The sequence below is a fragment of the Enterobacter cloacae complex sp. S2 genome (genome assembly GCF_015159675.1).
GTDB lineage: Bacteria > Pseudomonadota > Gammaproteobacteria > Enterobacterales > Enterobacteriaceae > Enterobacter > Enterobacter intestinihominis.
In genome coordinates this window covers 16963-31259 of the sequence record NZ_JADDTS010000041.1, presented here as the reverse complement: position 1 = coordinate 31259, position 14297 = coordinate 16963, and the positions used below count along the sequence as shown (strand labels likewise).

Annotated in this window: 15 protein-coding genes; 5 read left to right on the top strand and 10 right to left on the bottom strand. The window is 55.8% G+C overall.

Going from position 1 to position 14297, the window contains the following annotated elements; all coding sequences use genetic code 11:
• Nucleotides 1-18: 18 nt before the first annotated feature.
• Complete coding sequence (locus IPZ49_RS18680; protein WP_193762862.1) at nucleotides 19-1350, bottom strand: MFS transporter; 1332 nt, start codon at nucleotides 1348-1350, stop codon at nucleotides 19-21.
• A 215-nt stretch (nucleotides 1351-1565) separates the two neighbouring features.
• Between IPZ49_RS18680 and IPZ49_RS18675 the strand changes: the two genes are divergently transcribed.
• Nucleotides 1566-2486 carry a LysR substrate-binding domain-containing protein gene (locus IPZ49_RS18675; RefSeq protein WP_023323646.1) on the top strand — a complete coding sequence of 307 codons (921 nt, stop codon included), beginning with the start codon at nucleotides 1566-1568 and terminating at the stop codon, nucleotides 2484-2486.
• A gap of 18 nt (nucleotides 2487-2504) precedes the next feature.
• Here the strand turns inward: IPZ49_RS18675 and IPZ49_RS18670 are convergent, their stop codons facing one another.
• The 6 genes from IPZ49_RS18670 to IPZ49_RS18645 all read right to left on the bottom strand — a co-directional run bounded on the left by IPZ49_RS18670 (nucleotide 2505) and on the right by IPZ49_RS18645 (nucleotide 10101).
• Nucleotides 2505-3884 carry an amidohydrolase family protein gene (locus tag IPZ49_RS18670; protein ID WP_063146926.1) on the bottom strand — a complete coding sequence of 460 codons (1380 nt, stop codon included), beginning with the start codon at nucleotides 3882-3884 and terminating at the stop codon, nucleotides 2505-2507.
• A 1-nt stretch (nucleotide 3885) separates the two neighbouring features.
• The gene (locus IPZ49_RS18665) at nucleotides 3886-4842 is read right to left on the bottom strand and encodes a carbamate kinase family protein (protein ID WP_063146925.1); all 957 of its coding nucleotides are present in this window, start codon (nucleotides 4840-4842) and stop codon (nucleotides 3886-3888) included.
• Complete coding sequence (locus tag IPZ49_RS18660) at nucleotides 4839-6419, bottom strand: hypothetical protein (protein ID WP_023306798.1); 1581 nt, start codon at nucleotides 6417-6419, stop codon at nucleotides 4839-4841. Before IPZ49_RS18660 ends, IPZ49_RS18665 begins: the two co-directional genes overlap by 4 nt.
• An 11-nt stretch (nucleotides 6420-6430) precedes the next feature.
• Entirely contained in the window at nucleotides 6431-7846 is a 1416-nt protein-coding gene (locus IPZ49_RS18655) for a DUF1116 domain-containing protein (protein WP_193762861.1), read from the bottom strand.
• A complete protein-coding gene (gene fdrA / locus IPZ49_RS18650) occupies nucleotides 7846-9387 on the bottom strand; it encodes an acyl-CoA synthetase FdrA (RefSeq protein WP_063146924.1) in 1542 nt (513 codons plus the stop codon). The genes IPZ49_RS18655 and fdrA overlap by 1 nt, the downstream gene beginning before the upstream one ends.
• A gap of 108 nt (nucleotides 9388-9495) precedes the next feature.
• Nucleotides 9496-10101 carry an ankyrin repeat domain-containing protein gene (locus tag IPZ49_RS18645; RefSeq protein WP_032625916.1) on the bottom strand — a complete coding sequence of 202 codons (606 nt, stop codon included), beginning with the start codon at nucleotides 10099-10101 and terminating at the stop codon, nucleotides 9496-9498.
• 320 nt (nucleotides 10102-10421) lie between these two features.
• Between IPZ49_RS18645 and IPZ49_RS18640 the strand changes: the two genes are divergently transcribed.
• A complete protein-coding gene (locus IPZ49_RS18640) occupies nucleotides 10422-11351 on the top strand; it encodes a LysR substrate-binding domain-containing protein (RefSeq protein WP_032625925.1) in 930 nt (309 codons plus the stop codon).
• Here IPZ49_RS18640 and IPZ49_RS18635 read toward each other — a convergent pair.
• Entirely contained in the window at nucleotides 11348-11506 is a 159-nt protein-coding gene (locus IPZ49_RS18635) for a YqaE/Pmp3 family membrane protein (protein WP_003862203.1), read from the bottom strand. The two genes, IPZ49_RS18640 and IPZ49_RS18635, sit on opposite strands and share 4 nt — an antisense overlap.
• A gap of 179 nt (nucleotides 11507-11685) precedes the next feature.
• Between IPZ49_RS18635 and IPZ49_RS18630 the strand changes: the two genes are divergently transcribed.
• Entirely contained in the window at nucleotides 11686-12225 is a 540-nt protein-coding gene (locus IPZ49_RS18630; protein WP_063146923.1) for a rhodanese family protein, read from the top strand.
• A gap of 60 nt (nucleotides 12226-12285) precedes the next feature.
• Nucleotides 12286-12465, top strand: coding sequence for a hypothetical protein (locus tag IPZ49_RS18625; RefSeq protein ID WP_063146922.1), 180 nt, complete (start codon nucleotides 12286-12288; stop codon nucleotides 12463-12465).
• A gap of 37 nt (nucleotides 12466-12502) precedes the next feature.
• Here the strand turns inward: IPZ49_RS18625 and stpA are convergent, their stop codons facing one another.
• Nucleotides 12503-12907, bottom strand: a complete 405-nt coding sequence (gene stpA / locus IPZ49_RS18620; protein ID WP_022649126.1) for a DNA-binding protein StpA — start codon at nucleotides 12905-12907, stop codon at nucleotides 12503-12505.
• Nucleotides 12908-13405: 498 nt separating this feature from the next.
• Between stpA and alaE the strand changes: the two genes are divergently transcribed.
• Complete coding sequence (gene alaE / locus IPZ49_RS18615; protein ID WP_063146921.1) at nucleotides 13406-13855, top strand: L-alanine exporter AlaE; 450 nt, start codon at nucleotides 13406-13408, stop codon at nucleotides 13853-13855.
• 32 nt (nucleotides 13856-13887) lie between these two features.
• On the opposite strand, the gene IPZ49_RS18610 is transcribed toward alaE, so the two are convergent.
• Entirely contained in the window at nucleotides 13888-14232 is a 345-nt protein-coding gene (locus IPZ49_RS18610) for a DUF2002 family protein (protein WP_006811693.1), read from the bottom strand.
• Nucleotides 14233-14297 lie beyond the last annotated feature (65 nt).

The following is a 14297-nucleotide window of genomic DNA, read 5'->3' as shown; positions in this document are numbered from 1 at the left end:
CAAGAGAGATTTAATGTTTTATTTCGGTTCTTCCAGCAGCATAATCATAATTAAGCCAATGGCTGCGCAAATACCGAAATAAATAAACACGGAATTAAAACTACCTGTTTTATCCAGCAGATAACCTGCCAGCATCGGGGAAACAAATCCGCCGAGATTACCGCCGCTATTGATAATGGACGCGGCAATCGGATAGGTTTTACTGTCCGCAACAGCCATTCCATAAGCCGTAAAAGCGGGCCAGCCGATATTCAGACAGAGGCCGACAAAAAATAACCCGACGCAAACCGCGACGGTGCTTTGCGGAATATTCAGCATAATAACCATCATTAAAACGGTGCTGATGGCGGTAAACATCATGGTCGGTTTACGTCGGCGGCCGAGCAGTTTGTCGGAGACGTAGCCGCCAAAAATCGCACCGATAAATCCACCGATGCACGGCATGCTGGCGACCAGCCCCATGCTCATAAACGTAAAGCCTTTCTCTTTCACCAGATAGAGCGGGATCCACGTCAACAGTCCGTACAGCACGCTGACCATCATAAAATAGGCCAGGCAGTCGCCGAGAATATTCTTCGAGGTAAACAGCCCTTTCACCGTGCTTACCGGGGCTAATTCCCGCACGCGGATCAGCCGATCGAGGCGTGCAAAGCCTGGTGAAATCACGATATTTTCCCGTCTGGCGTCCGGGGTCTCCTGACCGGCGGTAATGGTCTCCAGCTCCGCTTTCGAGACGAATGCGCTCTCGGACGGCCTGGTGCGTACCAGCAGATACCACAGGACGGCAATGACCAGACCGGGGATCGCAAAGGAGAAGAAGACCCAGCGCCAGCCCCAGGTCATGGCGATCCACACTGCCAGCGGCGGCACGAGGATGGGCGCGAACATGGTGGCGGCGATGTAGACGCCCGTGGCAGTGGCCTTCTCCTTTGGCGGAAACCAGTTATTGATGGTGGAGGCCAGCCCGACCGGGCACAGCCCCTCTGTTAACCCCAGCCCCAGGCGGATACACTTCAGGCCCAGAACCGAGGTTGCGGTGCCCATCAGCCAGGTAAAGGCAGAGAAGCCGAATATCGACAGTGCCACCATGCCGCGAATTCCCTTTTTGGCAATAAAAAAGCCCGCAGGAATTTGGCTCAGGGCGTATCCCAAAAAAAACATGCTGGCGATGGCACCGGCTTCGAAATTATTGATATGAAATTCGTCAATGATAAACGGCAGTACTGCACCAATATTTGTTCGGTCAGCATAGTTAATGGCATAAACAATAAAAATTAATGCCAGCACAACGAAACGGTAATTGGTTTTTTTAGTCTTTATGTAGGGGACAGCTTGTTCTATACGAGACATAACTTACCTCATTATTCGAACACCGTGAGTCGTTTTATTATTGCGTTCAACGTCAATATATCGGCTCACCCATGAAACGCCATTCAATAAAGCTCATTTATTGCTGAGATAAATTTGATTCGCGATACAGCTCAAAAAAATAACATCGGGATAAAATTGCCCGCTCGCAGTCTCAATGTTATGTTTTTTATCAATTATCGTGTAAGGAGTAGGCCATGTCCGCGCAGGATCGCCAGACGTTATCGCTGCCCTCGCTCAGAAATTTGCAGGCGTTTATCGCCGTTGCTAACGCCCTGAGCATCCATCAGGCGGCGGAACAGCTCAACGTCACGCCTTCGGCGGTAAGCCACCAAATCGCGTCGCTGGAATCGTGGCTGGGCAAGAAATTATTTATCCGCAGCGGCAAAGGGGTTCAACTCACCCCGACGGGAGAAAAATATCTGCGGGAGGTCTCGGCGGCGATGAGCGCCATCGGGCGCGCCACCGATCAAATCGTGAAAGAAAAAGACAATGCTGTGCTTCGCGTGCACTCTTCCCCCACCTTCGGGCTGTCCTGGCTGTTGCGCCGTCTGGGCAGATTCCGCGCCGAATATCCTGATATCACCATCAATCTCACCTGCTCCTATGAGAACCTACAGTTCGCCAGAGATAATATCGACATTGATATCCGTCACGGTATTCCGGACTGGGACGCCTACCGGGTGATGACCATTAAAAACGACACGCTGGTGGTATTGGCCTCGCCGGACTATGCAGAAGAGCATCCCATCAGCACGCCCGCCGATCTGCTGCAACAATCGCTTATCTCGTCCACCAGCACTCTGGTGAACTGGGAGAAATGGTTCGCCTGGCACAATATCGACAGGCCCTGGCTTAATTTCAGCCTCAGCTTCGACCGCTCCTACATGAGCTTTGAAGCGGCGCGCATGGGGCTTGGGTTTATTCTGGAGAGCAAAATGATGGCTACCGATCACCTGAAGGATGGCTCGCTGGTGCAGGTGCTGCCTGATGAAATGGGTATCGCCATCAACGCGCACCATCTGGTGATGCCGCACATGAACGAACGCGCGTGGAAGATCCAGCAGTTCGTCGAGTGGATTGACCGTGAGTTGCGATTGTCGGGGTATCACCTGTAGCGATACCCCAACGTGGCGTCAGGCGACCGTGCCCCAGACCAGATTCCCCTTGTGGAACGTCGCGGTGCGCGGAGAAATGCGCGCCACCGCCTCGGCGGAACAGGAGGCATCCACCAGCACGAAGCTGGCGTCGTCCTGCGCTTTAGGCCACACGCGCTCACCTTTGTCGTTCAGCGGCAGCACGTCGCCGGTGGCGATGCCCAGCGCCCGCGAAAGCGTCTGTTCGTTCGGGCGAATATAGAGCTGGGCGTAGAGGTTGGCTTTCTCCAGCATGTCCCCCAGACCGTACGGGGACCAGTGGTCAATCACGCTGTCGGTACCGGTCATGACAAACACGCCTTTATCACGCAGCTGCTTCAGCGGCATGTGCAGGGTGCCAATCGGCACGGTCGAGGCGATGGTCACCTGCTGCGCCGCCATGCGGGTGGCGATCTCATCCACCTGCTGTTCGTTAAGCGTCGCCAGCGCGAAGGCGTGGCTGATGGTCAGCTTCCCCTTCAGCTCCGGCGTTTTCTCCACGGTTTCTACCATGTAGTTCACCGCCGCCACGCCCGCCGGGCTGGTTTCGTGCAGATGGATATCCACCCCTTTGTCATAATCCAGCGCAATCTGGAACATGGTGTCGAGGGATTTCTCCATCGCGCCGTCGACACTGGTTGGGTCCAGCCCGCCCACGTAGTGCGCTCCGGCCTGCATCGCCTCGCGCATCAGCTTTTCAGAGTTGGAGAGCAGCAGACCGTGCTGCGGGAAGGCAACGATTTCACAGTCAAAACCTGGCTTACGGCGCGCCAGTACCGCCTGCAAATTTTCCAGGTTTTTCAGGCCGGAAACCGGCTCTATGTTGCAGTGGCTGCGGGCGATGGTGGACCCTTTGGACTGGATCAGGTCGATCAGCTTTTCGGCGCGTTCTTGCGTGTAAGGCTGTAATTCCGGCAGCAGCTTCTGCTCCAGGCGGATCATGTCCTGAATAGTGGTACCCGCCGGACGGTTCAGGGAGCGCCACGGGCCGCCATAGAAGGTTTTGTCCAGATGGATGTGCATGTCGCGCATCGCCGGGAGCATCAGCTTTTTGCCCGCATCGAAGTGCGGCAGGGCCGCATCGGCGTGGCTGTTGTTATCGCGCAGGGCGACGATTTTCCCGTCTTTTATCTCAAGCGTTTTCAGCTCGGTGCGGGTACTTGTCACCACGCTGCCGTCGAAGTTAAACCCGGCTTCCAGCAGCACGTTGTCGAGATAGTAATGTTTTGCGGTGATGTTCATCGGTTTACCCGTCTCGCAGGTTGCCTTAGCAGAATCGGCAGCATACGCGACGGAACCCGTGGCGCCAAAAAGCGCGCAGGCGGTAACCATTTTACCGCTCTGGCTAATAAACTCGCGGCGGCTTTTATTCTCACTCATCTTATCTTCCTTCGTTAACAATGTGGGTACCCGTTTCACCGCGCAGCGCTGCGGGCAGGCAGTCCGGCGAGGTGATGATCACGCGCCTGCCGCCATGGCGTAAAAATTCCAGCGAAGCGACGATTTTTGGCAACATGCTGCCCGCCGGGAAGTGGCCTTCATCCCTGTAGCGCGTCATCTGCGCCACGTTGACGGTATCCAGCGCCTGCTGGTTCGGCTTGCCGAAGTTCACGCACACTTTCTCCACGCCGGTGGTGATCACCAGCACGTCGGCGCCGATCTCGCGCGCCAGCAGCGCGGTGGAGAGATCTTTATCTATCACCGCGTCCACGCTCTGATAATCGCCCTGGTCACTGCGCACCACAGGAATGCCTCCGCCGCCTGCGCCGATCACCACAAATCCTTTCTGCGTCAGCGCCTTGATGGCATCCGCCTCGACAATGCGCCGCGGCTGCGGTGAAGCTACCACGCGGCGATAGCCCCGGCCTGAATCCTCGACAAAATGCCAGTCCAGGTGCGCAAGTTGCAGTTCGTCGCGCTGCGCCTCGCTGAAGAACGCGCCGATGGGTTTCGTCGGGTGCATAAAGCCAGGATCATTTTTATCCACCTCCACCTGCGTGACGACCGTGACCGCTTTTTGTTCCCCGCGCGCCGCCAGGCGGTTGTTGAGCGCCTGCTGGATCAGGTAGCCGATGCCGCCCTGGGTATCCGCCACGCAGTTTGCCAGCGGGGTCAGCGGCAGCCCTTCCCGCTCGTGGGCGATCTCGGCGCGGCGCAGATCCAGCCCCACCTGCGGGCCATTGCCGTGGGTGAGCACGATGTCATAGTCCGAGGCCAGCATTTCGAGCACCGACTCAGCCACCGCTTTGACCGCCTGCGCCTGATGCTCAATCGACTGGCTGGCGTTGTCTTTGATAATGCTGTTGCCGCCGATGGCAACGACCATAAGCTCTTTCATTTTGTTTCCTTTAGAAGGTGCGTTCTGGCACCCTCACCCTGGCCCTCTCCCACTGGGAGAGGGGGATTAACAGAGATATCGAGAACATGCTTCACCACAAACATCCCGCCCATCATCAGGTAGGCCGTGACGAACATCAGGGAACTGCCCTCGGCAAAGCCCACCACCGGCGCGTGGATCACGCCAAACAGCGCCAGCAGCGCGCCACCGGCCGCCGCGACGGCCCCGCGCAGCGGTTTGTTGATGATGGCGAAGATGGCGATACAGCCCCAGAGCATGCTGGCGAGCGGCGCGCCGTTGCCGAGATGCATCAGGCCTTCGTAGTAGATCCCCTTGCTGTGCAGCACGTCGGTGCCAATTTTCGCCGCGCTGGTCCCCGCCGCGCTCATCACGCTGTTCATCATGGTCAGCGCCCAGTTGGCAATCCACGGGAACAGGCAGATGAAGATGACGGGCACCTCCACTTTCGGGGTTTCCCTCACCACCTGGTTGGCGGTGACGACGCCGATAAACACCAGAATCGGCACGATGGCGGTCATCGGTATGATGGCGAGCATAAAGGCCCCCAGTCCGAACAGCGGCACGATGAACATGGTCACGCCGGACGCCAGGGTGTAGCCGATGCTGGCGCCCATCGCTTTCCAGCCAGGATGGCCGACGTAGACCGTGACCGGGAACGGATTGCCCATCAGGCAGCCGAGCATGGAGGCCAGACCGTTCGCCAGCATTACCTTGCGGGTCGGGTATTCATCCCCCGCCGCATGGGCGCTTTCGATGTTCTCCAGGTCAAAGATGTAGTTCGCCAGCCCCAGCGGTACGGCGGACGCCAGATACGGCAGTGCGTGCGGCAGCCCCTGCATAAAGCTGTCCACATGCACTTCCGGCGGGTTAAAGCCGAAGGATGACATGGACGCTTTAATGGCATCCGGGCTTTGCAGGCCGGAGATCCACGCAAGCAGAGTACCGGCAATCAACAGCAGCAGGCCGGTCGGGATGCGGGCGAAAATCGGCTTTTTACCGAACCAGTTAATGAAGATCAGCAGCAGGACGATAAACGACACGGTCGGCGCTTCGAACGCCTGCAACATCGGGTTCATCGCCAGCAGGAGCAGGCCAAGACCGGACAGGCACGACAGCAGCACGGTACGCGGGATCATCTTGCGGATGCTTTCCCCCAGGAAGGAACCGCCCGCGAGGATCATCGCTTCCACAAAGCACCACACCAGGCCAATCTGAATCGCGAAATCCGCATCGCCGGTTTGCTGGTAAACCGGCATTAAGACCAGGAAGGTCACGGTAAAAATCGACGGCGCGCTCGGGCCGGACGGCAGCGCGGTGACGTCCGTTCGTCCGGTGGCGCGCGCCATTTGCAGGCCAAACCACGTATAGCAAAGACTCGCCACCAGCACCGCCAGCCCGAAGGCTGGCGCGATGCGTCCATAAACAATCTCCTTCGGGATGCCGACGACAAAAATGAGCAACCCCATCATGGTCAGCAAATTGGTCAGGTTGTTGGTCATCAACCCGAAATAAGCTGCCCAGTCACCTCTTTTCCACTCCAGTTTCATGTTTTTCATGGATGCATACCTTATAGAACGTAGCGATCGCGGAAGGTTAACAGCGCCTTTTCAAAACAGCTAAACGGCGGGTGAACGATGCCCGCCCCAATCATGCCGATACCGGCGTCCTTATGGGCAATGGCGGTATTAATGACCGGCAGAATGCCACTGCCCGCGACCTTCGTGATGTCGATGGCGGACGGGATGCCCATAAACGACAGCAGCGGAATGGTGACGTTCGGGTTTTCGCCGAGAGTGATTTCGCGCATCTGGCGGGAGAAATCGATGGCTTCCTCCACCGTGCCGCCCACCAGCGCCACGATTGCCGGTGCCGTCGCCATCGCAAAGCCGCCGATGCCGTAGGTTTCGGTAATCGCGCTGTCGCCGATATCCAGCCCGGAGTCTTCCGGCTTATAGCCCGCGAACATCGGGCCGATCACCTGCTGCGCCGGGCCGGTGAACCACTGCCCCGGCAGGCCGGAGACGCGCAGGCCGAACTCGTAGCCGTTGCGCGCCATGGTGGTGACGACGGTGCTGTACTCAATGCCGTGGGCGGCATCCAGCGCGGCCTTACACATTGCCATCCACGTCGGACCGGAGAAGTAGTCGCTGCTGGCGACAAACTCGAACACTTCACGCTGCTGCGCCACCGGATAGCCCGCCTGGATCAGCCCCGGCGTCAGCGCCTGAATAAGCAGCGTGGTGCCCGCGTTGTTGCGGTTGTGGCACTCGTCGCCCATGTGCAGCGCCTGGGCCAGCATCAGTCGCAGGTCGATTTCGCCGATAATCTTCATCGCGTCGCGCAGCATTGGGCCGAGCACGTCGCGCATCCAGTTCAGGCGGTCGATCACGCTCTGATCGTTGGCCCCCATGCGCAGGATCTTCGCCATCTGCTCGCTGAGGTTGGTGAAGGCGCGGTTGCCGTAGGTTTTGTTCTCAACGATGTGCATAAACATCGACGCGGAGGTGACGCCCGCCATAGAGCCCACACAGTCGTGCTCGTGGCACGGCGAGAAGGTGATGTCGCCTGAAGCCGCCAGCCTTACGGCATCCTCCAGATCCGTCGCCAGCCCTTCAAACACCAGCGCGCCGGTAACCGCGCCCTTCATCGCCCCACACATGTTTTCCCAGGTAACAGGCGGACCGGCATGCAGAATGGTGGTGCGGGTCATGCCCGGCACCACGTTGATGGCCTGGTCATAGCCCACCAGCACCGGATGGGACTGAATAATGCGCTCAAGGGCAATGTTGTTCGCGGCGGCAATTTTCTCCGCCAGCGGTTTTTCCGCCAGCCGGTCCAGCGCGTCCACCACCTGCATATTGCCCTGCCCCGGCGGCGTCCAGTCGAGCTGGGTCACGGGAACGTGCTGTTTTTTGAGGTCGTCGCTGAACATCGCAATCCCGACGTTAATCACGTTCAGCGGCTGGTTGAATAAGGTCGTCATTATGCTCTCTCCCCTTTGCAGACAAATTCGCGTGCCAGTAATCCGGTATTGGTGCTGCTGCTGGCCCAGATGACGCCTGCGTCGGTCAGCAGCTGGCACTGCTGGGCCAGCGACTGCGGATCCTGATCGGTGCCGAGCACGTAGCCGAGAATTTCCAGCGGACGGTTGTCGGCTTTCGCGATTGCCTGTGCCTCTTTGATCGCCTCGATCATCATCCCCACCGGATCCTCGTGTGCGCCAAAGCCCAGCACGAAGTCCATCACGATGACGCCCACCTGCGGATCGCGCGCCTCCTGTAGCAGGCGGCTGATGCGGTTGGTCGGGTCGATCATCGGGTGTGGTTTGCCGTTGGTGAAATCGTCGTCACCGAAATCAAGGAAGGTGTGGGCCTGGCTGACGCTGATGTCCTTCAGACGCCTGGCCGGATCCGGCTGGATGTTGCTGTAAACATCGTCAAACTTCTCCAGCGCGGCAAACATCGCTTCGTCGCACAGGGTGCCGCCGCAGAACAGGCCGCGAATGTACTTCTGCCGCGGCGTCAGGCGGGCGCGCACCTCTTCGATCAGCGGCCAGTTGAGCGGATGTAAATCCAGGGAGTCTTTTTTAATGCCGGTAAGCAGCACCGCTTTCAGGGCCGCCTCTTTGGTGCCACGAGCAAACTGCAATCCGTCTTCATCGGCTGGTGATTCTTTGCGGCCCAGGAAGCACACAACCACAGGTTTGCGGCAGGCGCGTGCCCGGGCCAGCACTTTCTCTGCCACCGCGGGTGCAGGCGGTTTGGAGATGAGCGCTATCACCCGGGTCGCGTCGTCCGCCTCCAGCATGTCGATGGCGTCGAGCATCATCAGGCCGCCAATCTTCTCGCTGAGATCGCGCCCGCCGGTGCCGATCAGCTGCGACACGCCGCCGCCGAACTCGTGAATGCGCACGCTCAACTCCTGGCTACCGGTGCCGGAGGCGCCAACGATGCCAATCGGCCCGCGACGTACCGCGTTGGCAAAGCACAGCCCCGCGCCGTTGATAATGGCGGTGCCGCAGTCCGGCCCCATCATTAGCAATCCTTTGTCATGCGCCAGCTGCTTCAGCGCCAGCTCGTCGTCGAGCGACACATTATCGGAAAACAGCATCACGTTGAGATCGTTTTCCAGCGCCTGGCGCGCTTCGCGGGCGGCGAAGGTGCCGTTGACGGATATCACCGCAAGGTTGCTGTCCGGACGATGGGTTTTGGCGCTGGCAATCGTCGCGTAGCGTGCTTCATGGGAGCCAGCGCTCTCTTTACGCGTAAATAACGCTTCAATGGCGGCAAGGGTTTCCTCATTCGCCGCGTCGCCTTTAATAACGATCATCAGGTCGCCGTTTTTCGCGTCCGCTAATTCCGGCGTTAATAGCCCGAGGTTTTTTAATACCCCTTTGTTCATTTCCGTCGCCATCGCCACAAACGCCTGCTCGATGCCCGGCAATTTATTGGCTTTGGTGGAAACCGACATTAAGGAAACCGAATCGAAATACGTATTCTTTTTTATGACGATTTTGGTTGGCATTATTTTCACCTGTTTAAGATAAAAGGGGGCCGCCGTCGTGTTAAATGCACGTCGGTAACAATGCGTTTTTTGATTCACGGCCAGCCAGGGGAAGGCTGACCGAATGCGCTATGCGCCTGCTGCCAGCAGCAGGTCTGCGATCGCGTTGAAGCCTTTTTCCCGCGCCAGTTCGAGCGGGGTTTTGCCGTATTTATCAGTCATGTGCGGATTCGCGCCGTGATCCAGCAGCAGCTTCACAATTTCCTGCTGCTTTGCGCCGCCGTCGTTTAACACGATGGCCTCAAGCAGCGGCGTCCAGCCGACAAAATTGGTGTGGTTGACGTTAATGTCGGTTTTTTCCAGCAGCTCGCGCACGATTTCAACGTGCCCTTTTTCACTGGCAGGGGTAATGCCCACGCCGCCAAAGCGCGTCAGACGGTCGAGATCCGGATCCGCCGGAAGGACAATGCGCAGCAGGGTTAAATCATTGGTCAGGCAGCCGATCAGGAAGGGGTTAAAACAGGTCTGGTCCTGTTTATCAATATCCGCCCCGGCGGAAATTAAAAATTCCACACAGGCGTAATGCTTTTTCAGGCTGGCAATAATAATGGCGGTTCTTTTCTGTCGGTTGGTCGCGTTAATATCCACGCCTTTTTCCAGGCAGGCTTTTAGCGCGTCGATATTACCCTCTTCTGCCGCCAGCAAAAATTCTGTAACCAGTGCAGTTGCAGACATATTCAGACTCCCTATGTTTCACTTCTGATGACCTGAGAATAGCAACAGCCTGGTCATAAAAGAATCCGCTTAAAAATGATTCATCGACACGCAATTCATTGTTGAGTTAAATTCAACAGTCCGGCAAAAACGTGCGTCTGTGCAACCTTTTTCTTATGGTTTACCGCTTTTACGCGCCTCGGGCTGCATTATCCTTATGAATGAAAAAGCCTTACACAGCGCGGCCCTACGTAAAAATCCAGAACTGTGACCGACATCAACTATGATGTAACGCCGGTGTTAAAATATGTTCAAAACTGATGGTAACCAGGAGCCATAATATGAATTCCATCTTTACCGAAGAGAATTTGCTGGCCTTCACCACCGCGGCACGCTTTGGCAGTTTTAGCAAAGCGGCTGCCGAGCTGGGCGTGACCACTTCCGCCATCAGTTACACCATCAAACGTATGGAGACCGGGCTGGACGTGGTGCTGTTTGTACGCAACACGCGCAGCATTGAGCTGACCGAATCCGGTTTTTATTTTTATCGTAAAGCGACCGACCTGCTGAATGACTTTCATGCCATCAAGCGCGGGATTGATACCATTTCGCAGGGCATTGAGACGCGGGTGCGCATCTGCATTAATCAGCTTTTGTATACGCCACGCCATACCGCGCGTTTGCTCCAGGTGCTAAAAAAACAGTTTCCTACCTGCCAAATCACGGTGACGACCGAGGTGTATAACGGCGTCTGGGATTCCATCATCAATAATCAGGCCAACATCGCCATTGGCGCGCCGGATACGCTGCTGGATGGCGGAGGCATCGATTACACCGAGATAGGCGCGATCCGCTGGGTATTTGCCATCGCGCCCACGCATCCGCTGGCGTTCGCCCCGGAGCCCATTTCCGAAAGTCAGCTGCGTCTGTATCCCAATATCATGGTCGAGGACACCGCGCATACCATCAACAAGAAGGTCGGCTGGCTGCTTCACGGTCAGGAGGCGATTCTGGTACCGGACTTTAACACCAAGTGTCAGTGTCAGATCCTGGGGGAGGGTATTGGATTTTTACCGGAGTATATGACGCGTGAGGCGGTGGAGGACGGGCTGCTGGTAAAGCGGCGAATCAATAATCCGCGCCAGGACTCGCGCATGCTGCTCGCCACGCAGCATGCGGCGACCGGTCAGGTCACGCGCTGGATCAAACAGCAGTTTGGCCCCGAGGGCGCGCTGACCCGGATCTACAGTGATCTATTGTGGCGTACCTAGCTTTTCGTCTGAACCCAAAACGCGTGGATAAGACCCGGGAAGTAACCCAGGATGGTCAGAAGGATGTTCAGGATAAACGCCCAGCCCAGTCCCTTGCCAAGCAGCACGCCCAGCGGCGGGAGAATAATCGTAAAAACAACGCGCCAAAAACCCATAAATAACTCCGTGCAAGCTAACCAATTGAAAATTATAAAAGACACTTCTCTAAGCGTAGCCAGTTTACGGGTAACTGCCATTCGTCTCTCGCGCTTTTACCTGCCTTTACCCTCTTTACACTGGCTGAAACCCTGCCTTAAATGCTCTACTGTTCTGAAATTGACCGTAAGGAAACACAATGTCTCTTCCTCTTATTTCGCCGCAGCAGGCAAACGCGCTTATTGCTGAAGGCGCCAAACTTATCGATATTCGCGACCCCGACGAGTATGCCCGCGAGCATATTCCAGTGGCGCACTCCATTCCGCTGGATTCGTTACCCGGCGGGCTTAACGCAGCGCCGGGAGAAACGGTGATTTTCCACTGTCAGTCTGGCGCAAGAACCGCAAACAATGATGCTCGTCTTGCCCGGGCAGCGTCCCCTGCGAACGCCTTTGTGGTTGAGGGAGGCATTCAGGGCTGGAAGCAGGCCGGGCTGCTGACCGTTGAAGATAAATCGCAGCCGCTTCCGCTGATGCGTCAGGTACAGATCGCCGCCGGGCTGCTGATTCTCTGCGGCGTGGTGCTGGGTTACAGCGTCTCCAGCGGCTTTTTCCTGCTAAGCGGTTTTGTGGGCGCCGGGCTGCTGTTCGCCGGAGTGACAGGTTTTTGCGGTATGGCGCGACTGCTGAAAGTGATGCCGTGGAACCGCGTACCTGATAAGGGGTATCTGAAAGATTAGGCTGTACCCCGCCCCGGACGTGGGCTATGGTGAAGATCGTGACAATGATGAGGAGGTGCTATGTTTTCTGTCGGTGATTATGTCCAACCGCGTCAGGGCGGTCCGAAACTGAAAGTGCTCGAAGCAAATGGTGAAAACATTGTGGCCGTGCAGGCCAGCAATGAGCAGGGCGAGAAATATCACCTGAAAGTGGCGGACGTAGTTCTGTACTCCGAAGAAGGTGACTTTGGCGTCTGCTAAGTCAATAATCGGGCGGAATACACCGCCCGAATAATCATCAGATCAGGAAATCGTCCAGCGATTTACCGTTTGCCAGTGCGTTCGCAATTGGCTTTGGCGTACGTCCCTGACCGGTCCACGTTTTCTCTTCACCGTTCGCGTCGATGAAACGATATTTCGCCGCACGCGCTTTACGTTTTTTAGCCGGCTGGCCCGCATGAGCCAGTTCTCCGCCTAACAGATCGCTCGGGGAAATACCGTCTGCCTTCATCAGTTCCAGCAGAGCATTAATTTTATCCTGCTGTTCAGCGCGCTGGCGCTCTAATTCAGCCTGCTCGCTGCGTTTTTCTTCTGTGACAATCCGAACTTTTTCCAGCACTTCTTCCAGAACATCCATGGATAATTCACGCGCCAGCGCCCGGAGGGTACGGATATTATTAAGATTCTGTAACGTTAAAGCCATAATAATGAGAAACCTTTCTTCGTGTGTATAACATAAATCAGGCAACAGAATAATTGATTTTTGTTCTGATATCTACCCACTCTGTCGTTTTGACATTATTGTAAATGTTTTAGAATATCCCGTTAATATAACCCCGAATTACCTGTCAGTTTTAATGCGTAATATTCCGTCCTGCACCTGGTCAAAAATCCCTGTTTAATACCGTTCAAAAAACCGCCCGGCATCCTCCGAATAACAAACGTTATACGCTTGCTCAGATAAGCTAATAGTTTGATTTCGTTTAATAAAACGGTGAATGGGAAAGAAAATAACGACTCGCACAAAAAAACAGCCAACTTTAGAGAATTTTATGGACAAAGCGCCCATAAATAAAAATTAATCACTACTTGTTAGTTAAAAGCCAGAGGGATACGCTATACACTCAAAACAAACCAACCTAAAGCACTAAACGCCGCAGGTAAAAACGCCACTTTTTTGTCCTGTTCGAGGAGTTCAGACATGTTCTCACCGCAGTCTCGCCTGCGCCATGCGGTAGCGGATACGTTCGCGATGGTCGTTTACTGTTCCGTCGTAAACATGCTGATTGAAATTTTCCTGTCCGGAATGACCTTTGAGCAGTCCCTCTCATCGCGCCTGGTGGCCATTCCGGTGAATATCATGATTGCCTGGCCGTACGGCATGTATCGCGATGCGGTGATGCGTTTCGCCCGGCGTTTTAGCCCGGCAGGTTGGGTAAAAAACCTGGCGGACGTGCTGGCTTACGTGACGTTCCAGTCCCCGGTGTATGTGGTTATTTTGCTGACGGTGGGCGCAGACTGGCATCAAATCGCCGCCGCGGTAAGTTCAAATATCGTGGTATCTATGCTGATGGGTGCGGTGTACGGTTACTTCCTTGACTACTGCCGCCGCCTGTTTAAAGTCAGCCCTTACAGCCAGGCAAAAGCGTAAGATAAGGCGACTGGCTCATGCCAGTCGCTGATTTATTGTACGTCGCCAAACAGCCCTTTCAGGAAACGCTCCAGCGCCATACGCGAGCTGAAACCGTGCGGAATACCATAATGTTCATGCGTCTCGCCGCCTAAATAGAGCGGAAATTGCTGATAATGATCGCAGGTTTTAATATCCGAGGCGGGCTCAGCAAATGACAGGCTTCTGTCTTTGAGTGTCGGGTGAATAATGAGAGCAGTACGCCCCATTCTTGCTTCACGATTGACGTAAACATAATTCTCACCACGGCGATATCCGTACGCTTTTGATGTTACCTCATCCATGGTGAACCCTTCTTTTTCAAGAACGCGCGCCACCTCATCGGGTCGTAAATACATATCTTTTCCTCATTATCATACCTGCCGGGCAACCTTACAGTATTCAGCATTAGCAGGGCTTTCAG

What these genes read in the sequence shown, in the direction of transcription:
- IPZ49_RS18680 (WP_193762862.1), bottom strand. Translation starts at nt 1,350, where the DNA reads ATGTCTCGTATAGAACAAGCTGTCCCCTACATAAAGACTAAAAAAACC.
- IPZ49_RS18675 (WP_023323646.1), top strand. Translation starts at nt 1,566, where the DNA reads ATGTCCGCGCAGGATCGCCAGACGTTATCGCTGCCCTCGCTCAGAAAT.
- IPZ49_RS18670 (WP_063146926.1), bottom strand. Translation starts at nt 3,884, where the DNA reads ATGAGTGAGAATAAAAGCCGCCGCGAGTTTATTAGCCAGAGCGGTAAA.
- IPZ49_RS18665 (WP_063146925.1), bottom strand. Translation starts at nt 4,842, where the DNA reads ATGAAAGAGCTTATGGTCGTTGCCATCGGCGGCAACAGCATTATCAAA.
- IPZ49_RS18660 (WP_023306798.1), bottom strand. Translation starts at nt 6,419, where the DNA reads ATGAAAAACATGAAACTGGAGTGGAAAAGAGGTGACTGGGCAGCTTAT.
- IPZ49_RS18655 (WP_193762861.1), bottom strand. Translation starts at nt 7,846, where the DNA reads ATGACGACCTTATTCAACCAGCCGCTGAACGTGATTAACGTCGGGATT.
- fdrA (WP_063146924.1), bottom strand. Translation starts at nt 9,387, where the DNA reads ATGCCAACCAAAATCGTCATAAAAAAGAATACGTATTTCGATTCGGTT.
- IPZ49_RS18645 (WP_032625916.1), bottom strand. Translation starts at nt 10,101, where the DNA reads ATGTCTGCAACTGCACTGGTTACAGAATTTTTGCTGGCGGCAGAAGAG.
- IPZ49_RS18640 (WP_032625925.1), top strand. Translation starts at nt 10,422, where the DNA reads ATGAATTCCATCTTTACCGAAGAGAATTTGCTGGCCTTCACCACCGCG.
- IPZ49_RS18635 (WP_003862203.1), bottom strand. Translation starts at nt 11,506, where the DNA reads ATGGGTTTTTGGCGCGTTGTTTTTACGATTATTCTCCCGCCGCTGGGC.
- IPZ49_RS18630 (WP_063146923.1), top strand. Translation starts at nt 11,686, where the DNA reads ATGTCTCTTCCTCTTATTTCGCCGCAGCAGGCAAACGCGCTTATTGCT.
- IPZ49_RS18625 (WP_063146922.1), top strand. Translation starts at nt 12,286, where the DNA reads ATGTTTTCTGTCGGTGATTATGTCCAACCGCGTCAGGGCGGTCCGAAA.
- stpA (WP_022649126.1), bottom strand. Translation starts at nt 12,907, where the DNA reads ATGGCTTTAACGTTACAGAATCTTAATAATATCCGTACCCTCCGGGCG.
- alaE (WP_063146921.1), top strand. Translation starts at nt 13,406, where the DNA reads ATGTTCTCACCGCAGTCTCGCCTGCGCCATGCGGTAGCGGATACGTTC.
- IPZ49_RS18610 (WP_006811693.1), bottom strand. Translation starts at nt 14,232, where the DNA reads ATGTATTTACGACCCGATGAGGTGGCGCGCGTTCTTGAAAAAGAAGGG.